Here is a 19,531-nt window from a genome sequence, read left to right on the forward strand (position 1 = left end):
AAATTCATTCAATCACTCATTCACTCATTCAAAATTAAAAAAAGTGGATTACGGAATAGGGATGCTGAGCGTGGCGCCGATGCGCGCCGAGACATCTGACAAGGCTGAGATCGTAACGCAGCTAACCTTCGGCGAGTGCTACGAGGTGGTGGCGCGCGACGGCAACTGGCTGCAACTGCAGCTGGCCGCTGACGACTACCGGGGCTGGATCGATGTGAAGCAACATACGCCTGTTTCAGCTGATTACTATAAAGAGTGGGGCAATACGCAGCACCCGCGCGCCCTTGACCTGGTGCAAGTGGTGAGCAATGCGGAAGTGCGTATCCCTGTTGGGATAGGCTCTTACCTGCCTTTCTTCGACGGTACGAGCATCCGGGTAGGTGAGGAGCGCTACCAGTACACCGGCAGTGCCTCTAATCCTGCTGACATCGCCACGCCGGCACAGCTGCTGAAGGTGGCGAACAGCTTTCTGAAGGCGCCATACCTGTGGGGCGGCAAATCAATCTTTGGTATAGACTGTTCCGGCTTTACGCAGCTTGTCTTCGGCATTTGCGGTTACCAGTTGCCCCGCGATGCCTACCAGCAAGTAAACCATGGCGAGGAAGTGCACTTTGTGGCGCAGGCCCAGCCCGGCGACCTGGCCTACTTCTCTAACCCCGAAGGGCGCATCACCCATGTGGGGCTGGTGCTGGAGGGGCAGCAGATCATGCACGCCCACGGCGAGGTGCGCATCGACACCCTCGACCATAACGGCATTTACAACGCCGCCCGCAAGCGCTACTCGCATAACCTGCGCATCATCAAGCGAATCCACTTCTAAAGGCTGCTGATTTCTGTTGTCCGGCGCTACAGCTTTTCGGTGTATTCCGTAAAAGAGTAGGCGAAAGACCTGAAATCAGCCATGAAAGATAAAGTACTCATCCTGAACCAAGACTTCAGCGCCATCGCCGTCTGCTCTGTTCACAGGGCTTTTCGATTGGTATACCTCGATAAGGCGGAGATGGTCTCCAAGTCTAATGGCGAAGTGCTGCATACCGTCAGCACCACCTATCCTGTGCCCTCCATCATCCGTTTGCAGCGTTACGTACATGTGCCATACTATGGCATTGCCCTGAGCCGCCATAACGTGATGCGCCGCGACAATTACAGCTGCCAGTACTGCGGTTCCATAAAGCAGCTCACCCTGGATCACCTCCTGCCGCGCTGCCGGGGCGGGGAGACCAAGTGGCAAAATCTGGTGACCGCCTGCTCCCGCTGCAATACCCGCAAAGGCGACCGCACCCCTGAGGAGGCAGGCCTGAAACTGCTTCGCAAGCCCACGCGCCCAACCCTCCAAACCTTCCTGCAACTGCACCTGAACCACCGCAACACCGATTGGAAAGTATACCTCGGAGTAGAGAAATAGCTGGATTATAGGGCTGCTAATATATTTAGTTGACTTTATGTATATGCTTGTTGATCAGCAAGTATAGGTGTTTGGGGTAAACTGTTGGATTAAAGTATAAAATTGAAACATCTGCTCGGCCCAGGCTGTACCTGTTTCCTTTGCTTAAAAGCATAAACCAGCCATACTTTGGAAAGCAGGGAGGATACCGTCTGGTATTTATACTTAGACGTGTAGTTGTTAAAAACCCCGCCACCTGGCTTCTCTTTAAGTATAAATTTGTCTGCCAAAGTATAAATGCAGCTCTTCCGTTGCCTCACTAACTTCTTTCGGGGTTAAACTCATTATCCTAATACCCTCACCAAAAGCTCTTTATAATATCTGCCGGAACTAGTATTTCATGAATTATTTCTTTACTTTTGCGGTTCATTCGACTGGATGAGCCCGGGCAGGTGCCTGGGTATGTATAACTAAACCAAACCGGCTACATTGCTCTAAGCCGGTGGCTACGCAAGAGCAGTAAAACAATATGAGTAATTCTCCAGAAAATTTCGACTGGGACAAGTTTGAGTCCCAGGGTTTCGGTGGCGGTTACAGCAAAGCTGAGAAAGCCGAAATGGAAAAAATGTATGACGACACCCTGACTACCGTACAGGAGCAGGAGGTTGTTACAGGAACCGTGGTTGGCGTTACAGATCGTGACGTAATCCTGAACATCGGTTTCAAATCTGATGGCCTTGTGTCTATCTCTGAGTTCAGGGATATGCCGGACCTGAAGCCAGGCGATCAGGTAGAAGTGTTTATCGAAGACCAGGAAGACCCGAACGGTCAGCTTATCTTGTCCCGCAAGAAGGCGAAAATCGTTTCTGCCTGGGCTAAGATTTACGACGCGCTTGAGAACGACAACGTTCTGGAGGGTGTGGTGAAGAGAAGAACCAAAGGTGGTCTTATCATGGATATCCATGGTGTGGAGGCCTTCTTGCCAGGATCTCAGATCGACGTGAAGCCGATCCGCGACTTCGACGTGTTCGTAGGCAAGAAAATGGAAGTGAAAGTTGTGAAAATCAACGCCGCTTTCGACAACGTGGTGGTATCTCACAAAGTACTTATCGAGAAAGACCTGGAGCAGCAGCGTGCCGCTATCCTGAACAACCTGGAGCGTGGTCAGGTACTGGAAGGCGTTATCAAGAACATGACAAACTTCGGTGTGTTCATCGACCTTGGTGGCGTAGACGGTCTGCTTCACATTACAGATATTTCATGGGGCCGTATCAACCACCCAGAGGAAGTTCTGAACCTGGACCAGAAGGTGAACGTGGTAGTGCTCGACTTCGACGACGACAAGAAGCGTATCTCTCTTGGCATGAAGCAGCTTACGCCGCACCCATGGGACGCACTTCCTGCTGAGATTGAGGTTGGCTCAAAAGTTAAAGGCAGAATCGTTAACGTGGCTGATTACGGCGCGTTCCTGGAACTGATGCCAGGCGTAGAGGGTCTTATCCACGTTTCAGAAATGAGCTGGTCTCAGCACCTGCGTAACCCGCAAGACTTCATCAAGCAAGGCGACGAGGTGGAAGCAGTAGTGCTGACACTGGATCGTGAAGAGCGTAAGATGTCTCTGGGCATTAAGCAGCTTACCGAAGATCCATGGACGAAGGAGGATGTGTTGACGAAATACGCTATCGGTACAAAGCACACCGGTATCGTTCGCAACCTGACAAACTTCGGCCTGTTCCTGGAGCTGGAAGAAGGTGTTGACGGCCTAGTACACGTATCTGACCTGAGCTGGACGAAGAAGATCAAGCACCCATCTGAGTTTGTGAAAGTTGGTGAGAACCTGGACGTAGTTGTTCTGGAACTGGACGTTCCGAACAGAAGACTTGCTCTGGGCCACAAGCAACTGGAGGAAAACCCTTGGGATACGTTTGAGTCTGTATTCAACATCGGTTCAGTACACAAGGCTACTGTACTTGAGAAATCAGACAGAGGCGCTACGCTGGAGCTGCCTTACGGCATCGAAGGTTTCTCTTTCCCGAAAGGTCTGACAAAAGAAGACGGTTCTCAGGTAGAGGCTGGCGAAACGCTTGACTTCAAAGTAACTGAATTCTCGAAAGACGATCGTAAGATCATCCTTTCGCACACTGCTACTCACTCTGAGGTAGAGTCTTCGAGAGCTGCAAGAGCTACGAAGAAGGCTGCCCCTGCTGCTGGCGGTGGTGAGAAGAAGGAGAAAGCTCCAAAGGTTCAGAAAGAAGTAGAGAACAAGTCTACACTTGGCGACCTGGATGCCCTTTCAGCCCTGAAAGAGCAGATGCTGGAGAATGAGAAAGAGGCTGGCGTGAAGAAATTAGAGGCTGCTGCTGCTAAAAAGGCAAAAGACTCTAACGAAGACGAAGCTTCTGAAGAAGAGAACAACGCTTAATCAATCCTTAAGCTTGTTATACAACAGAAAGCCCCGGAGCAATCCGGGGCTTTTTTGTTGTATGCCCTTTCTGTTACTTACTGGCTGCCCATGTATGGCTGCCAATTCATAATGAGTAGCTTTCCGTCCTCCAGCAGCAGATAGCCATAGTCGTAGCAGAAGTGGTAGGTGTTGCCGGTACGGTAGAGGTAGGTGAAGTGGCGGAAATCGAAGCTGGCCATTTCGAGCAACTGCCCACAGGCTCAGGCACTCCTATGCCACGCATTTACTCGAGCTGGGCACTGACCTGCGCTACATCCAGACCCTGCGGCCACCGGAGCAGCAAAACCTCTGAGATCTACATGCACTTCACCAGCCACGGGCTGGAAAGCATCGTCAGCACGCTTGACAATCTGCAAGAATGTACTATATTAGCTTTATAATGTATAGAGGATGAGGCTGAATCCACCCTGCCTGAAGCCAGAAGATTATGAAAAGCAAGCTTCGGACACTCCAGCTAAAGGGCCAATAACCGGAACAACACCTTATACACTATAGTTACCTGTCATTTAAAACAATAAATAATGTGGCCTTTAGACGACATCACAGTTTACTACAACGGTACGAAAATAAAGGACACTCCTTTTGATTGGGAATTCCGAAAAGCGGTAAACTTTGTCTCAGACTACTACCACAATTCTTTGGATGGGTATAAGCCTCCAAAAACAGGAAGAATCTGCATCCAGATAAACAAAGAAAGCGTTTCGCAGGAGCCTTCCTACTTTGGAGCTATTTGCACACTCTACACTACAATGGATGAAGAGCTTTATCTTCGACTCTGTAAAGTAGAGCAGTACCGATACCTTCTTGACCTGATCCATAATACTGTAATGGAGGCTGCAGATAAGTTAGGCTGGGACAAATCAGTTTTTGAATCAGCTTACCAAACTGTTCTTGGCTCTGACTTTGTGTTTGAGAAGCGCTATAAAGAAAAGAAGTCGAGAGATAGGAAAAGCATAGGTATAGCTATACTGGCAAAGACAGAAAGCAGCGCTACCCTAAAAGTAAGTGTAGCAACAGGAGACTCCACTAGGGAAGCGGTCTTGTTCGATAAAAAGAATTGGTGGTGGGGAGACAGCTCGTACGCAATTGCAGCAAAGTGTAAATGGATTGACCAGGATAGTTTCGGTTATGAATCCAAGTCCACAAATGTATTTGCTTATTATTCGGTCACAGAAGATGAAGTGAAAACGAACATACACTTGGAAGATTCTGTCTTCTAAATAAGAATAACCAGCAGGTAACAAGGTATACAAGTCACACTTCGGCTACGCCTCGTTCGCCTTCTATACAAGCCGTTGACTTTAATTAAAAGTATAGAACTTCTCTATGAGTAAGAAAAAGAACTGGATAATACATAAGCTTATACCAGGTATCCTTTTCTTCGGCAGCTTATCAGCAATTGTAGTTTATATCCAATGGGAGCAAAACCTTTTGAATGAGTACCATCGATATACAATAGGAGTTGCTACTGAAATATATTGGACTGTAGCATCGGGCAAGAAGCTTCGTTTTGAATATGTTGTTAATGGAGAGAGTTACTTTCGTTCAAACCGCTACAATGATAGAAGCCGAGTCCCTGGTAGGTACTTTGTGAAATTTAGTGCGGAAAGACCAAGTATAAGTGAAATACTTCAAGATATACCTGTACCAGACAGCATAATAGCAGCCCCATCAGAAGGCTGGCAAGAAATTCCAGTAAAGCTTGAGAAATAAACATAACTGAAGTCAACAAAACCCATAAGCCAGCTACGCCGCCTTATGGCTAAGTACGTTGGCAATCATAATTAAACTTAAATGAGCTATTACATACTTAAGCAAAATCTTGATGAAGAGGTAATAAGTAAAGCCTGCCCACAGGTTGACTGCTTAACTATGTTTGAAGCGCACTCGATTAACTCATGGTACCTGTTCAACCCTGCGCCAAACCTTAGCTTTATGCTCAGGCATGGTGCTAACCTAACAGATGTGCTTCAAGACTTTACTATAAACTCACGAGGGTTCCTCATTAGTCCAAAAGTAAAAAAGGTATTGAATAACTTTCGTTTAATGAGACACCAATACTTCTCTGCTCCGGTTAAGACAAAGGATGGCTCACACAATTACAGTTGGCTACACCTGTGTGACCTGGAACTGACGCACCAGATTAACTTTGCAGAGTCTGTCTTCTTCCGTACCGAATTTACTTTTAGGGAGGAGCAAATAAAGCTAGATTCATTTGACCATTATCAGGAGCTAAAGAGCCAGGACAAAACTGCAGCATTTGGTGTAGAACTTGACGAGATTGTTCTCTCTGATAAATTTGACCAAAGCTTGGACTTGTTTACTTTTCTGCCTTTTGATGACAACGTGTACATAACTCAGCGGCTTGTAAATGCTTTTGTTGATAATGACATACAAGGCTTCGTTTTCGAAAGAACAGACAAAATAAGAAATACGAATGCCAACAAAAGCTATAGTGCATGAACGCACCATAGCCAAGCACGTTCAATACAGATGAAAGAACCAAATTCATTAATTGTTAGAGAAATGGTGGAAGATGATATAGAACATTTCATCCGTTACTGGGTGGATGCATCACCAGAACATTTAGAAGGCATGGGCGTGGATGTAAGCAAGAGACCGACAAGAGAACAGGTTGAGCAGCTGGTCAAATCTCAAATCTGTTTGCCCATGGAGGAGAAGAAAGCATACTTTCTGGCTTGGGTAAAAAATGGCTACCCTGTCGGAAGTGCTCATGTAAATCAAATTGCATGGGGGGAGCAAGCTTTTATGCACTTACACCTCTGGAACTCAAAAAACAGGCAGAAAGGAATGGGGTGTGAACTTGTGAAACAATCGCTTTCGTTCTTTTTCGAGAATTTGAAATTAAAGCAGCTCTTTTGCGAGCCTTATGCTTTGAATCCAGCTCCGAACAAGACGGTAGAAAAACTTGGATTTACATTTGTCAAGCAGCATACAACCATTCCTGGGGCCTCTAACTTTGAGCAGGCAGTTAACCTGTGGAAATTGACTAAAGAGCAATATCAAAAAATAACCAGGCTACAACACCACCTATAAGGCAGCTGCGCTACCTCATAGCATAACCCGTTGCTTTAAAAAACACTCAACCTCACAACAAGCTGCTGTAAATTTAACCTACCAACAAATTGACGATCAAAGTATAACGGGGGATAGTGCCGCTTCCTTGCAAAAATTAAGGCACTAAAGTTTGACAAGTATACTTCTGTGCGTATATTTGCACTCCAATCGAACAACACGGTAACGTGGCCGAGTGGCTAGGCTCAGCTCTGCAAAAGCTGCTACAGCGGTTCGAATCCGCTCGTTACCTCTGAATCCCGCTAAGTATACTTAGCGGGATTTTTGTTTTCTGCCTCCCCATGTTTATACATAGCCGCTCCTGTAGCTTATACCTTTATATCAAACGGTGCTACCAAGCTCCGCATTTTCTAGCCGTTGGCTTAATCTTTTAGCATCTAAATCCGTAATGTCCTTAACTAAGAATGGGGCCGACAGGCGCTCATGTGAGCCATCAATTAGCTTTATTCAATATAGAAACAAGCAACTTATTCATATTCTGAAAATTAAGAAATTGCACAGATTTTTAGAGGTAGTTCCGGAACGCTTCCCCCAGAGGTGCGAGGCAACAGGTATGATGTGGGATCAGCATCCCCAGAAAGCGTAAAAGCATAGCTTATTCAGCGAAAGAACGAATGAAAATCATAGATTTGCGCATCATGCGCGGGCCAAATTACTGGTCAGTAAAGCACCCTAAGCTTATTGTTGTAAAGCTGGCGCTGGAAGAACTCGGCCAGAAGACAACCAGCGACATCCCCAATTTCATATCCCGCCTTACAAAAATGTTTCCCGGTATGCATAGCCACCGGGCTGCGGAGGGAGTGGAGGGCGGCTTCTTTAAATCGGTAGAGGAGGGCACTACCTTCGGGCATGTGGTGCAGCATGTGGCGCTCGAGTTGCAAACGATGGCCGGAATGGAGAGCGGCTACGGCCGTTGCTACCCGGCCCCTGAAGAAGAATACATGACGGTAGTATATTCTTACCAGGAGGAGCGCGCCGGAGAATATGCCGCTTATGCCGCCGTACGCATTACGAAGGCACTGGTAAACGGCGAGAAATATAACTTGGATGAAGACATCCTACGCCTCCACGACATCCGGGAGGACGAGTACTTCGGGCCAAGCACCTATTCCATAGTCTCTGAGGCTGTGAGCCGCGGGATACCTTATATCCGCCTGAACCGCCACTCGCTCATACAACTGGGCTACGGGGTCAACCAGCAGCGCATACAAGCCACCATGACGTCGGGCACCGCCTGCTTCTCGGTAGAGATTGCCGGTGATAAAAAAGCCACCAAAGACATTTTGGAAGAGGCGGGCATCCCCGTGCCAAAGGGCCGGACCATCTATGCCCCCGAAGAGCTGAAGAAGGCGATTGACTGGCTGGGATACCCGCTTGTGCTGAAGCCGCTGGACAGCAACCACGGCAAAGGGGCCTCTATCAATATCACCAACCTGAAAGATGCGCAGAAAGGCTTTACGGAAGCCAGGAAATATTCGCAGGGAGTGATGGTGGAGCAGTATATACAGGGCTTCGATTTCAGACTGCTGGTGATTAACGGCAAGTTTGTGGCGGCCGCCATGCGTACGCCGGCCATGGTTACCGGCGATGGCATTTCCACCATCAAGCAACTTATTGATAAGGAAAACCGGGATCCGCGTCGAGGAATCGGACACGAGAAGGTGCTCACGCGGATTACCATCGACAAGCACACGCAGAATATCCTGAAGCAGCGGAACCTGACGACCAAATCGGTGCTGGCGGAAGGGGAGGTGCTTTACCTGAAAAGCACGGCCAACATCAGCACGGGTGGCACGGCTACCGATGTATCCGACCTGGTGGACCCCTACAATGTGCTGATGGCGGAGCGAATTGCCGGTCTCATCGGGCTGGACATCTGTGGCATCGACGTGATGACCACCGACATTGCCATACCTTTAAACGAGGCACGTGGCGCCGTACTGGAAGTGAACGCCGCCCCTGGCTTCAGGATGCACATCTCCCCGACGTATGGCCTGCCACGCAACGTGGCTGAGCCCGTGGTGGACATGCTGTTCCCGAGAGATAAGCCGGCCCGTATTCCGATCATCGCGGTAACGGGTACCAATGGCAAAACCACCACCACGCGCCTTATCGCCCATATGGTGAAGCACAAGGGCTTCCAGGTCGGCTATACTACCACAGAAGGAATCTACATACAGGACAAGCTACTGGAGAAAGGTGACACAACCGGTTCTTACAGCGCCCAATTCGTTCTAAAGGACCCAACCGTAAATTTCGCCGTGCTGGAGTGTGCCAGGGGCGGACTGCTACGCTCGGGCCTTGGCTTTGAGCAATGCGATATAGGCATCGTAACCAACGTAAGTTCCGACCACCTGGGGCTGGGTGATATTCATACCCTGGAAGAGCTGGCGCGCCTGAAAGCGGTTGTGCCGAAGAGCGTGAGCAAAGATGGCTATGCGGTGCTGAACGCCGATGATGACCTGGTGTATGCCATGGCCGAGGAAGTAAGCTGTAAAGTGGCCTTCTTTAGTATGGATGAGAATAATCCGCGCATCCTGAAGCACATTGCCAAAGGCGGGCTGGCGGCAGTGTTCGAGAACGGCTACATCTCCATTTTCAAGAACAGCTATAAGATCCGGATAGACCGCGTGGCCGACGTGCCGCTGACCTTTGGCGGTAAAGCCCGGTTTAACATTGAGAACATACTGGCCGCAGCCTTGGCCGGGTATATTTCGCACTTCGAGATTCATGATATCAAGACCTCGCTGCGCACCTTTATACCTTCCCCGAGCAAAACACCGGGCCGAATGAACCTCTTTAAATTTCCTACGTTTGACGTGTTGGTGGACTATGCACACAACGTGGGCGGCCTGAAAGCCATCGGCGATTATATGAATGCACTGGATGTCACGAAGAAAGTGGGCATCGTAGCAGCGGTAGGAGACCGCCGTCAGGAGGATTTCTATGAAATAGGACGTGTATCCGGGGAGATCTTTGACGAGATCATCGTGCGCCTGGATGCTGACCTGCGGGGCAGAACAGCGGACGAGATTCTAGGGCCGGTGCTGAAAGGGATAGAAGATGTTGCCCCGGAGAAGCAGGTGCACCAGATCCCGCAGGAGATGCGCGCCATTGCCTTTGCCCTGGAAAGAGCCGAGCCAGGGGCTCTGATAGCGATTTTTACCGAGGATGTGCACGAATCGGTGAAAATGGTAGAGAGTTTTAAGGTAATTCAGGACCGGAAGGAGTTTGTAGAATAAAGTCTAAACACCTTCGTTAAGTAATTATTAAAAGATAGATATAAATGTGAACGATGGACTAAAGCCCTGCCCCAGGTAAGGGCTTTTTTTATTGTCCGATGGGAAAGGAAGTATACTTCGAGGAAGGTAAGGAAGTGTCGCGGCAACGGTATACGTATAGCAGTTTTATACTTTGCGCCTCCGCTCTTTTGATAGAAGGTAAAAGAAAAGCCCCTGCCGCAGAAGCGGCAGGGGCTGTATACTTTGGCTAAAGTATAAATGCTTATTTCAACACAAAAGTGGTTTTCCCGATCAGGAAGCCATCGGCATAAAGCTCCACGGTGTGCTCGCCTTTCTTGTACTCGGCGTTTTTATCATAGGTAAAGCTTAGGGCCTGCTGCGTGTTGTCGAACACGAAGTCGCGCTTGGCTGTGAAGTACATGTCCTCGCCATCGATCTGGAACGTGCCGGAGCCGGTAGACAGGTTGTAGAGCGCGGCGCCGTCTGGCTCGATCATGCGCATGTAAACCGTTTTCGGCTCTTTCTTGGCTACATCATTCTTGGCCAGCTTAAAGTCGATGCGAAGCTTATCCACGCGCTTGGCTCTGTATTCGTTGTCGGAATCTTCTTTCTCCTTGCCCCGCTGGTTGATGATGTTCACGTTAAGTGCCTGCGCCTCAAGCTTGGAAGCAAGGCGTACCTTCTGGTTCAGTTCCTCATTGGTAGAGCGCATGGTCGTGAGGCTGTCTGTCATGCGCGTCTGTGTCGTCTTCAGGTCAGTGTTCTCGGTGAACAGCACCTCATTGTCCTGCTTCAGGCGGGAGATCTCCTCGTCTTTCTCCTGCAGCAGCTCCCCGAAGGCATTCGCTCTGTCACGGAAACGGCGCTGGTCGGCCAGGCTGTAGCTTCTCTTCCTGAAACCGCGCAGTTCATCCAGGTCAGCGGTAATGGTAGCTATCTGTGCCTCCAGCGAGTCATTTTCCAGGCCCATGGTGCTTAGCTCCTGGCTCTGGCGCTCAAAGTCGGCCTTGAGTGCCTCGTATACCTTGATCTGGTTCTCCAGTTCGCTGTCTTTCACCTTAATGATCTCGGCCTGCTCCTCCGTTTTCTCCTTTTTCTGATAGTTCATGTATATCAGAATGCCGTTGATGCTGATGAGCACCACCAAAAGGCCTCCTATCAAAAGTTTGCGGTTACTGCGATTCTCAGGAGTGTTTGTCGACATATTTTAAATGTTTGATTACCCGATGTTAAACATTATTTTTATAACAGGCACTAAAACCATACTTAGTGCAAAAGTCAAATATATAAATTTGATTCTAGAAGTGAAGCAAGATGAACCAAGATTTTAATGCAGCGTACTGGCAACAGCGCTATCAGCAGAACCAGACGGGCTGGGACGTTGGGGCTATAACGCCACCGCTGAAAGAATATTTTGATCAGTTAGAAAACAAAGCGCTGCGAATTTTAATTCCGGGTTGCGGAAACGCCTACGAGGCCGAGTACCTGCACCAAAACGGGTTTACGAATGTGTATGTGGCTGATGTGGCCGAGGCGCCGCTCCAGCAATTTCAGGCGCGCGTCCCGGATTTCCCGCATCACCACCTGCTGCACCAGGATTTCTTCTCGTTGCAGGGGCCTTTTGACCTGATCGTGGAGCAAACGTTTTTTTGTGCCCTGAACCCGCGCCTGCGTGCCGGTTATGCTCGGAAATGCGCTGAGCTGCTGCAGCCAGTAGGCAAACTGATGGGCCTTTTGTTCGATACGACCTTTGAGAAAGAAGGGCCGCCGTTCGGCGGGAGCCGCGAGGAGTACAGGGCATACTTTGCGCCATACTTTGATTTCCTGCAGTTCGACACGGCAACTAATTCCATCCCGCCCCGGCAGGGAAAGGAGCTGTTTGTGGAGTTGAAAGCTAGGAAGCTAGAGAGTTAGGGGGGGAGGTGCTACTGCGGGCTTTCAGCTCATGGTAGGCTTTGAGGCAAGCTTTCAGCTTTCTTGAGCCGATTTATACTTGTGCCAGTTAATAGCCAGCCTTCACGCAAAGCTTCGATGCTGCTACCAGAGGCTCAAGCAGACGCCTCCGCCATCAGTACACAAACTCCTCAATTCTAAAACTTTCTAACTCTCTAACTTTCTAATTCCAAAACTCCCCAACTCTCTAACTCCTAAACTCTCTAACTTTCTAGCTACCTTTGTGGCAAGTATAAAAGTATAACTCTTATGTTCGAGATACCAAAACTGAAGTATACAGACAGCGGCAATTTCTTCCTGATGGCCGGCCCCTGCGCTATTGAGGGCGAGGAAATGGCAATGGAGATTGCCGAGCGCGTGAAAACCATTACCGACAAGCTGCAGATTCCGTGGATCTTTAAAGGTTCCTATCGCAAAGCCAACCGCTCCCGCCTCGACTCTTTCTGTGGCATCGGCGACGAGAAGGCGCTGCGCATCCTGGAGAAGGTAGGGAAGGAGTTTGACGTGCCCACCGTAACCGATATCCACGAGAGTGGGGAGGCTGCCATGGCCGCCGAGTATGTGGACGTGCTGCAGATACCGGCTTTCCTGTGCCGCCAAACCGACCTGCTGGTAGCCGCCGCTAATACGGGCAAAGTCGTAAACATCAAGAAGGGCCAGTTCCTGTCGGGTGAGGCGATGCGCTTTGCCGTGGATAAAGTACGCGAGTCAGGCAACGACAAAGTTATCCTGACGGACCGCGGCAACAGCTTCGGCTACTCCGACCTGGTGGTGGACTTCAGAAATATTCCGGCCATGCAGGCCACCGGTGCCCCAGTGGTAATGGACATTACGCACTCGCTGCAGCAGCCCAACCAAAGCTCCGGCGTTACGGGCGGCAAGCCGGCCCTGATAGAGACCATCGCCAAGGCGGCCATTGCCGTAGGTGCCGACGGCCTGTTCATCGAAACGCATCCGCAGCCAAGTATAGCCAAATCCGACGGAGCCAACATGCTACCGCTCGATCAACTGGAGGCGCTGCTGCAAAAGTTGGTGCGTATCCGCCAGGCGGTGAGGTAGGGAGGTATCACGTAACACGTATCAGGTATCACGATTTCCGACGCTGACTTAAAGCTAAAATCTTGCTACTTGATACGTGCTACGGGATACGCTAAAAATATAGTGTATACGCTAAAAATATAGTGTAAAATCCTCCTTCGGCTGCTGCGGCCGGAAGAATACCAGTCCTACAAAGTATAAATCCACGGTCTGGCGCACCTGCGGGTGGCGTTTTACCTCCTGCCAGGCCCGCTTCATCTCCAAAGACCAGTAAATATCATCCAGCACCAGCACGGTGTTTTCGTGGCTTTTCTCCAGGCAGCTCTCAAAGTAGCGCAGGGTGGGCTCGTAACGGTGGTTACCGTCCAGGAAGGCAAAATCGAGGCGCTCCATCTCCTGTAGCTGTTTGTCCAGCGTCTCGTCCAGGTTTCCTTCCACCAGGCTGATGTTGTCATAGCCTTGCTTCTTGAAGTTCTCGCGGGCTGTGCGGGCAATGTTGGGGCATCCCTCAAAAGTATAGACCTTACCTTTATTGCGTGCCTCTGCCAGGTAGGATGTGGTCAGTCCGAGGGAGGTGCCTAATTCTACTATCGTCGCGGGTTGGAAGTGGTTGACCAGCCGGAACAGCAGCTGCCCATACTTGGCTGGCTTGGCCGAGGTGCGGGCAATGTCCTTCACTTTCCGGGTCTTCTGGTTTATACTTCTGGAGCCTGCGCCGAAATCGGTCACCTGCAGTTGGCGCTCGTCGTGCAGCAGCTCATCGCGCAGCGCCTCCACATGGTCGTAAGCCAGGAAGTGGCCGGTGTGGTGCAGCACGTTGTGGTACAGATCGAATACGAAAGGAGAGTGGACGCCATGCAGTTTGTAGGCACGCATCCGGTACAGCAGGTAATCAGCAGCTAATCTTAGGTAAGACACAAGGGCTAATTTGGGAGCAGGGCAGAAATGTAAATTTTAGTGAACTTATACTTTTAATAAGTATAAATCAGTGCCAGTGGCTTTTAATTGAGTTTGTAAGGTACCACAAGCGTGAATTCAGGAATGGTGACGTCGAACTTCCGGCCGTCTACCATGCGTTCCATCAGGTAGGTACCGCGCATTTTGCCGATGCCGGTCTTCAGGTTGCAGCCTGATACATATTCATGCGTCTCGCCCGGCTCCAAGGTAGGCTGCTGGCCTACCACGCCTTCGCCCTCCACCTCGCGCATCTGGCCGGTGGCATCGTGGATGTACCAGTGGCGGCGCAGCAGTTTTACGGTAAACTCGCTGTTGTTCTCTATCTTTATCCTATAGGCAAAAACAAAGTGCTGCTGTACCGGGCTCGAGTAGTCCGGCAAGTAGTTGGTGGTAACCGTGATTTTTACACCTTCCGTTGTTTTTGTATCCATGTTCCAGAGTTTTTTGTATACTTAGAAACCATTGCGGCTGCTGCGCATGCTGTAGCTTCTGTTAATCTAACCCTACAAGCCAAACTAACCCATGCATGTAAAGATAGAAGAAAGCTGGCAAAATGTATTACAAGATGAATTTGAAAAACCATACTTTAAGGAACTGGTTTCATTTGTAAAAGACGAATACACGAGCCAAAAAGTTTATCCGCCAGGCAACCAGATATTTAATGCCTTCGAGATGTGTCCTTTTGATAAGGTGGAGGTTGTGATCCTGGGTCAAGACCCGTACCACGGGCCGAATCAGGCCAATGGCCTTGCTTTCTCTGTAAGTGATAAGGTGCGCACGCCACCCTCGCTGCTCAATATTTTTAAGGAGATAAAGAGCGACCTGGGTAAAGATCTACCACCTAACGGCAACCTGGAGCGCTGGGCGGAGCAGGGGGTACTGCTGCTGAATGCTACCCTTACCGTGCGCGCCGGAGATGCGGGCTCTCATCAGAAGAAGGGCTGGGAGGAGTTTACGAATGCGGTGGTGCAGAAGGTGAATGAGCTGAAGGAGAATGTGGTATTTATGCTTTGGGGAGCCTATGCGCAAAAGAAGGGGGCTTTTATTGACGAGCGCAAGCACCTGGTGTTAAAGGCAGCGCACCCGTCGCCCTTCGCTGCCGACCGTGGTTTCTTCGGTAGCCGCCACTTCAGCAAAGCCAACGCTTACCTGGAGCAGCACGGTAAAAAGCCTATTGATTGGTAAAGGTTATACTTGTGAGATAATACCTGTTATTTCTCTGGCCCGGGCTTGTAGCCCGTGCCAGAGAGTTGCCATGGCCTTCTGTAACCTAGTCTCTGTTGGCGCGGGTTTGCAACTCGTGTCCTGCTATGGTGTCGGGTTTGCAACCCAACTGGCTTGGAGAGCCGTGCTTTATACTTTGGCTATACTTCTTTACTGGAGCTATACTTTCTACTTTGTTTATACTTGCTGCTATACTTGTCAATTACTGCGACACCGTCCCTCTTTTGTCATTCTGAAAGGATCTTGTGGACAAGCTGCTGCAAGCGTATCCTTCCTGCTTTCAGGTTGCTTGCAGAACAACAGTTCCTAATTATACTTGCATAGCTGCTGCTAGCTGCAACTGGAATCAAGCTATACTTGCTAGCCGCTGCTGATCCTCCAGACTTACATACCTATCGTTGCATCTCTGGCTTTGGCTCCCTCCAGCCCGGGAGGGCTCGTCTTCCCGCATCGCGCTGTGTTCCCTTCCTTTGCTACCCTTCGGTCGCAATGCCTTCGGCACCGGAATCTCACAAGGCGCTCAACGGGAAGACTGGATATCATTTCGATAGCCACGGCTTTAGCGACAGAGCTAGTATAAGTGGAAGTGATTTTATACTTTGTCTCTTTTGTCCTTTGTCACATAGTCTTTTGTTCGAAATTCCCGATAGATCTCTCGCTCTGCTTGAGATGACAGGGAATAGAGCAAGTACAACTCCCCCTGATCTTAGGAGAAGGCTGGGCTAGAGTGAATTCCCCTCCTCGGAGGGGCCAGGGGTGGGTTTATACCTGTAGGGTCAGGTCGCGACCTGTCCGCGCGATACCATAACCATGAAACTTATACTTTAGCTAAAGCAATTTCAGGCCCCCTTAGAAAAGTTTCAGATCCCGGCCTCGCTTCGGGAGAGGGGGCCGGGGCAGTTAGCCCCGGGACTACAGACCCAGCTTTCAAGAGAGCCGGATATTGTTACTTCAACGTCTTGAACTTCTGCTGCATCACCTGCTGCACCGACAAGCTTTTGATCTTGCTGTCGAGCCAGGAGATAATGTCTAAGTATAAAAAAGGGCGGCGGTACAAAGGATTGTCCGAAATCTGCAGCAGCTTCTCCTTCAGGGCCACAAAGGCAGGTTTCAGCTCTAGCGGGTTGATGTCCGGCAGGCTGCGGAGGAACTCGCAGATGGCCACCTGCATCGGCTGCTGGTCGTTCATCTTCCCCAGGAAGTGGTACACCGATTTGATCTGGTACTCCAGCAGCTCATCCTTGCCGGCTTCGTAGTGAGCGATCAGGTTCAGGATGCGGGCAAAGCACTGGATATCCTCCCGAAGGCTCACATCCTTGTACCTTATGATCTTCTGCAAGTATAAAATGGTGCTGGCGTAGTCGCCGCTGCCAAAGTATAAGGAGGCAATTTTATAGTAGAATACCAGCTGGCGGTGCGGGTCGAGTTGCTGCTGAAACACGTTGAGGTTGCGTCTGATCTCCGGCACGATCCTGAGCCCCTCGGTAAAGCGGCCCTCCATAAAGTAGGCGTTAATGCGGTTGGTGTAAATGTAGAGGAACAGCAGCATCTCGATATTTGGGTTGCTGCGCCGGCTGCTGTCGGACGCAAAATCCTCCAGCTTTTGGAGTGCCTCCATAAACTTGCTGTAATAAAGCGTGTTGTAGAGCGCCAGCAGCAGGTTGTGCAGCCCCTTAATGTAGTTGGTGGTTTGCTGTTGCTTCATCTGCGGCTCCTCTTCAAACAAGTCCACCCACTTCTGTGCATAGCGGTAGCACGCCCTAAAGTCCTGCAGAATGTAATGATACCACACATGCGACTGATAATAGCTGAGCTTTTCGTTAAAGCTGGCCACTTTCGGGTTCAAAGCCGTCACGTTAGCTTTGAAAAGCGCCTTCAGCTGGCTGCTCTCCTCGGGGGTGCGGGTATGGCCCATCTTAATATAAAGCCCATAAAGGCGCAACGCCAGGTCGGAGTTATGGTGGATGCGGCCCAGGTGCCCCAGCAGGTCGTGCGTTTCTTCGGTCAGGGCCTCAGCGCGCCCTTCCAGGCTATGTGTAATGTACTGCTGTTCTATCTGCTTCTCAAAGGTGTGTGCTGTTAAGGCAATGTGCAGGTGGGCGTTCTGCCGCGCTGCCGCCTTCACCTTCTCCAGCATCCTCAGGCTTTGCTGGTACAAGCCTTTGTTATAAAGCACGCGGGCGTAGTCCAGTTGCTCGTGCAATTGTATGTCGGCGTTTTGGTTGGCGTGGTAGAGGCGCAGGCTGGCCAGCAGCTGCTTGTACAGGTTGGCCTTCTGGTTGGCCAGTTGCACCTTCTTTATACCTGGCACCTGCCGCAACACCCGCTCCTCATCATACACCGACATGGCATCCAATGCATCGAAAAGCTGCAGGAACTTGATGTCGCCGCTGGAGCCCTGACGGGTGGCAAACAGCCTGAAATGTCGCTTCTCAGAGCGGGCCAGCGATTTTATTAATTGAAATACAGTTTCCTGCGGAATGCTAGACATTGTAATGGTGGCTTGTGTATTGTCCTGACTATCAAATAAATGAGCGTAAATTATTCCTATTTAGAAATAGTAGTGGTTCAGATATTTAATTTTCAGGGTCGAGGTAAAAAGTGCTACTTAGCGACAGGTTCAGAGGTAAAGATAAGCCGAAAACATTTAAAAGGCATCTTATGCAGACCATTCGCTTCCTTGGCAGGAGCGGGGGAGGCAGAACCACTTAAATAGCAGTTTTTAGGGCAGGTTGCTATAGCGCCTGTACCGGAAAGATAAAGGAAATAGTTTTGATTAGTTTTTAATTCCAGATTAATTAAGCTGCATGCTGCTGGGGTGTAGTTTTCTGACAATGTGTAACCTCTGTTACACTAAAAAAGCCGCTGATATGGGTTTCAGCGGCTTCTTTTTTTACTGCCAGCGGGAGTTGCTAAAGTTCTCCGGGTCGAACCAACTGCGGTCCGTACTTTTGGGGAAACGCATGTTATAATATTCCTCCCGCAGTGTGGTTTCTCCGTCGGTTTTAAAGATGATCTCCGTAGCGACCCATTTTTCCTCCAGGAGCTGGTAGTTGTTCATCTCCACATCGCGCACGCTGCCCTTGCTGTTGGTGATCACGCGCAGCACGTACAGGCGCTCCTTATCTACCCAAAACTGTGGACTGTTTGCGTCTTCCGGGTTTGTGGTGCCCACCACGATGGTTTTGCGGCCCTGCCAGTTGGATTCATATACTTTGCCCAGGTCGATGTTGAGCTGCTGTAGCTTGGCAATGCTTTCCTCCGGTTTCAGGAAGTATACATCAAAGGAGAGCAGCACGAGTGGGTGCACCTGTGGCATTTTAGCAGCCAGCTCAAAATCCTTGAAATGGAACACAGAGTCGTTTTTGAAAACGACCCCATTGCCGCTCTCAAAGCCATTGAAGCGGATGTGCAGGCGACCCGGCTGGCTGTAGAGCTCCTGCCATACTTCCTCCTTGCTTACCTGCCCGTTCTCGTAAAAGATGGCGCGCTGCTCGAACTGGAAATTGGGGTACCATTTGCCCTGCCAGCGCTTGTACATGGCTTTAATAACTTCAGTGCCGTTTTTATACTTTGGCTTGGGCGCTAAGGCAAAGCCCAGGCTGGGGAAAAGCATCAGGCAAAGCAGCAGTATACCGCCGCCGGTAATCAGGTGTTTTTTCATAGTGTTAGAGAGGTATGATTTTAGGGTGCTAAATTACGAAAATGCCTGGATGCTGCGTCATACTTTTAGTGGCCGTTATATGTTTGTTTTCGTATCTTCATGCTGATCATCTAATCGTAAAATGCTGAAGATTTACCATAACAACCGCTGCAGCAAAAGCCGCCAGACGCTGGAGCTGATTAACCAGGCAGGGCAGGAGGTAGAGGTAGTGGAATACCTCAAAACACCGCCCTCCGCCCAAGAACTGCGCAACATCCTGCAGAAGCTGCACATGAAGCCTGAACAATTGCTGCGCAAAGGCGAAGCCATCTACAAGGAAAAGTACAAAGGCCAGGAGCTGTCGGATGAGGAGTGGATACAAGCGATGGTAGCGCACCCGGTGCTCATCGAACGCCCGATCGTGGTGAAGGGAGACAAAGCCGTGCTGGGGCGTCCGCCGGAGAAGGTGCAGGAGTTGCTGTAAGTGATAGTTACAGAAGGTATAAAACAGGAAGAGCAGCCTTAAGGCT

The 19,531-nt window shown here is 49.9% G+C and carries 20 protein-coding genes and 1 tRNA gene; 14 read left to right on the forward strand and 7 right to left on the reverse strand.

The genetic code is table 11. The features are described from left to right. The first annotated feature begins 43 nt into the window (after positions 1 to 43). The 3 genes from OH144_RS05525 to rpsA all read left to right on the forward strand — a co-directional run bounded on the left by OH144_RS05525 (position 44) and on the right by rpsA (position 3,806). Entirely contained in the window at positions 44 to 820 is a 777-nt protein-coding gene (locus OH144_RS05525) for a C40 family peptidase (protein WP_266205304.1), read from the forward strand. 81 nt (positions 821 to 901) lie between these two features. Further along, the gene (locus tag OH144_RS05530) at positions 902 to 1,405 is read left to right on the forward strand and encodes an HNH endonuclease (RefSeq protein WP_266205305.1); all 504 of its coding nucleotides are present in this window, start codon (positions 902 to 904) and stop codon (positions 1,403 to 1,405) included. A 508-nt stretch (positions 1,406 to 1,913) separates the two neighbouring features. Continuing rightward, complete coding sequence (gene rpsA / locus OH144_RS05535) at positions 1,914 to 3,806, forward strand: 30S ribosomal protein S1 (RefSeq protein ID WP_266205306.1); 1,893 nt, start codon at positions 1,914 to 1,916, stop codon at positions 3,804 to 3,806. Between the two features lie 77 nt (positions 3,807 to 3,883). Here rpsA and OH144_RS05540 read toward each other — a convergent pair whose 3' ends face one another. Next, the gene (locus OH144_RS05540; RefSeq protein WP_266205307.1) at positions 3,884 to 4,027 is read right to left on the reverse strand and encodes a hypothetical protein; all 144 of its coding nucleotides are present in this window, start codon (positions 4,025 to 4,027) and stop codon (positions 3,884 to 3,886) included. 342 nt (positions 4,028 to 4,369) lie between these two features. Here OH144_RS05540 and OH144_RS05550 point away from each other — a divergent pair, with 342 nt between their 5' ends. The 7 genes from OH144_RS05550 (at position 4,370) to OH144_RS05580 (ending at position 10,437) form a co-directional block, all read left to right on the forward strand. Continuing rightward, positions 4,370 to 5,068 (forward strand): hypothetical protein, encoded by a 699-nt coding sequence (locus OH144_RS05550; protein WP_266205308.1) that lies wholly within the window; start codon positions 4,370 to 4,372, stop codon positions 5,066 to 5,068. Between the two features lie 106 nt (positions 5,069 to 5,174). Continuing rightward, complete coding sequence (locus tag OH144_RS05555) at positions 5,175 to 5,561, forward strand: hypothetical protein (RefSeq protein WP_266205309.1); 387 nt, start codon at positions 5,175 to 5,177, stop codon at positions 5,559 to 5,561. Between the two features lie 81 nt (positions 5,562 to 5,642). Beyond that, positions 5,643 to 6,311: a hypothetical protein gene (locus OH144_RS05560; RefSeq protein WP_266205310.1), complete on the forward strand. Its 669-nt coding sequence runs from the start codon at positions 5,643 to 5,645 to the stop codon at positions 6,309 to 6,311. A 30-nt stretch (positions 6,312 to 6,341) separates the two neighbouring features. Next, positions 6,342 to 6,905 (forward strand): GNAT family N-acetyltransferase, encoded by a 564-nt coding sequence (locus OH144_RS05565; RefSeq protein WP_266205311.1) that lies wholly within the window; start codon positions 6,342 to 6,344, stop codon positions 6,903 to 6,905. Positions 6,906 to 7,105: 200 nt separating this feature from the next. After that, positions 7,106 to 7,176 (forward strand) — tRNA-Cys (locus tag OH144_RS05570). Between the two features lie 382 nt (positions 7,177 to 7,558). Then, positions 7,559 to 10,186: a cyanophycin synthetase gene (gene cphA / locus OH144_RS05575; protein ID WP_266205312.1), complete on the forward strand. Its 2,628-nt coding sequence runs from the start codon at positions 7,559 to 7,561 to the stop codon at positions 10,184 to 10,186. A 98-nt stretch (positions 10,187 to 10,284) separates the two neighbouring features. Beyond that, a complete protein-coding gene (locus OH144_RS05580; RefSeq protein WP_266205313.1) occupies positions 10,285 to 10,437 on the forward strand; it encodes a hypothetical protein in 153 nt (50 codons plus the stop codon). Positions 10,438 to 10,448: 11 nt separating this feature from the next. On the opposite strand, the gene OH144_RS05585 is transcribed toward OH144_RS05580, so the two are convergent. Then, positions 10,449 to 11,390: a hypothetical protein gene (locus tag OH144_RS05585; RefSeq protein WP_266205314.1), complete on the reverse strand. Its 942-nt coding sequence runs from the start codon at positions 11,388 to 11,390 to the stop codon at positions 10,449 to 10,451. 110 nt (positions 11,391 to 11,500) lie between these two features. On the opposite strand from OH144_RS05585, the gene OH144_RS05590 reads away from it, so the two are divergent. Together OH144_RS05590 and kdsA are read left to right on the forward strand one after the other, a co-directional pair. Continuing rightward, entirely contained in the window at positions 11,501 to 12,100 is a 600-nt protein-coding gene (locus tag OH144_RS05590; protein ID WP_266205315.1) for a methyltransferase domain-containing protein, read from the forward strand. 288 nt (positions 12,101 to 12,388) lie between these two features. Continuing rightward, positions 12,389 to 13,198, forward strand: coding sequence for a 3-deoxy-8-phosphooctulonate synthase (gene kdsA / locus OH144_RS05595; protein ID WP_266205316.1), 810 nt, complete (start codon positions 12,389 to 12,391; stop codon positions 13,196 to 13,198). 111 nt (positions 13,199 to 13,309) lie between these two features. On the opposite strand, the gene OH144_RS05600 is transcribed toward kdsA, so the two are convergent. Both OH144_RS05600 and apaG read right to left on the reverse strand, forming a co-directional pair. Further along, positions 13,310 to 14,095: an O-methyltransferase gene (locus OH144_RS05600; protein ID WP_266205317.1), complete on the reverse strand. Its 786-nt coding sequence runs from the start codon at positions 14,093 to 14,095 to the stop codon at positions 13,310 to 13,312. An 83-nt stretch (positions 14,096 to 14,178) separates the two neighbouring features. Continuing rightward, positions 14,179 to 14,565 carry a Co2+/Mg2+ efflux protein ApaG gene (gene apaG / locus OH144_RS05605; protein WP_266205318.1) on the reverse strand — a complete coding sequence of 129 codons (387 nt, stop codon included), beginning with the start codon at positions 14,563 to 14,565 and terminating at the stop codon, positions 14,179 to 14,181. Positions 14,566 to 14,656: 91 nt separating this feature from the next. Between apaG and ung the strand changes: the two genes are divergently transcribed. Further along, positions 14,657 to 15,319: a uracil-DNA glycosylase gene (ung, locus tag OH144_RS05610; protein ID WP_266205319.1), complete on the forward strand. Its 663-nt coding sequence runs from the start codon at positions 14,657 to 14,659 to the stop codon at positions 15,317 to 15,319. Between the two features lie 85 nt (positions 15,320 to 15,404). On the opposite strand, the gene OH144_RS05615 is transcribed toward ung, so the two are convergent. The 3 genes from OH144_RS05615 to OH144_RS05625 form a co-directional block, all read right to left on the reverse strand. After that, the gene (locus OH144_RS05615; RefSeq protein ID WP_266205320.1) at positions 15,405 to 15,560 is read right to left on the reverse strand and encodes a hypothetical protein; all 156 of its coding nucleotides are present in this window, start codon (positions 15,558 to 15,560) and stop codon (positions 15,405 to 15,407) included. Between the two features lie 744 nt (positions 15,561 to 16,304). Next, positions 16,305 to 17,849 carry a hypothetical protein gene (locus OH144_RS05620; protein ID WP_266205321.1) on the reverse strand — a complete coding sequence of 515 codons (1,545 nt, stop codon included), beginning with the start codon at positions 17,847 to 17,849 and terminating at the stop codon, positions 16,305 to 16,307. 402 nt (positions 17,850 to 18,251) lie between these two features. Next, positions 18,252 to 19,022: a LolA-like protein gene (locus tag OH144_RS05625; RefSeq protein WP_266205322.1), complete on the reverse strand. Its 771-nt coding sequence runs from the start codon at positions 19,020 to 19,022 to the stop codon at positions 18,252 to 18,254. A gap of 121 nt (positions 19,023 to 19,143) precedes the next feature. Between OH144_RS05625 and arsC the strand changes: the two genes are divergently transcribed. After that, positions 19,144 to 19,485, forward strand: a complete 342-nt coding sequence (gene arsC / locus OH144_RS05630) for an arsenate reductase (glutaredoxin) (RefSeq protein WP_266205323.1) — start codon at positions 19,144 to 19,146, stop codon at positions 19,483 to 19,485. Positions 19,486 to 19,531 lie beyond the last annotated feature (46 nt).

It is taken from the genome of Pontibacter kalidii (genome assembly GCF_026278245.1).
Classification (GTDB): Bacteria; Bacteroidota; Bacteroidia; order Cytophagales; family Hymenobacteraceae; genus Pontibacter; species Pontibacter kalidii.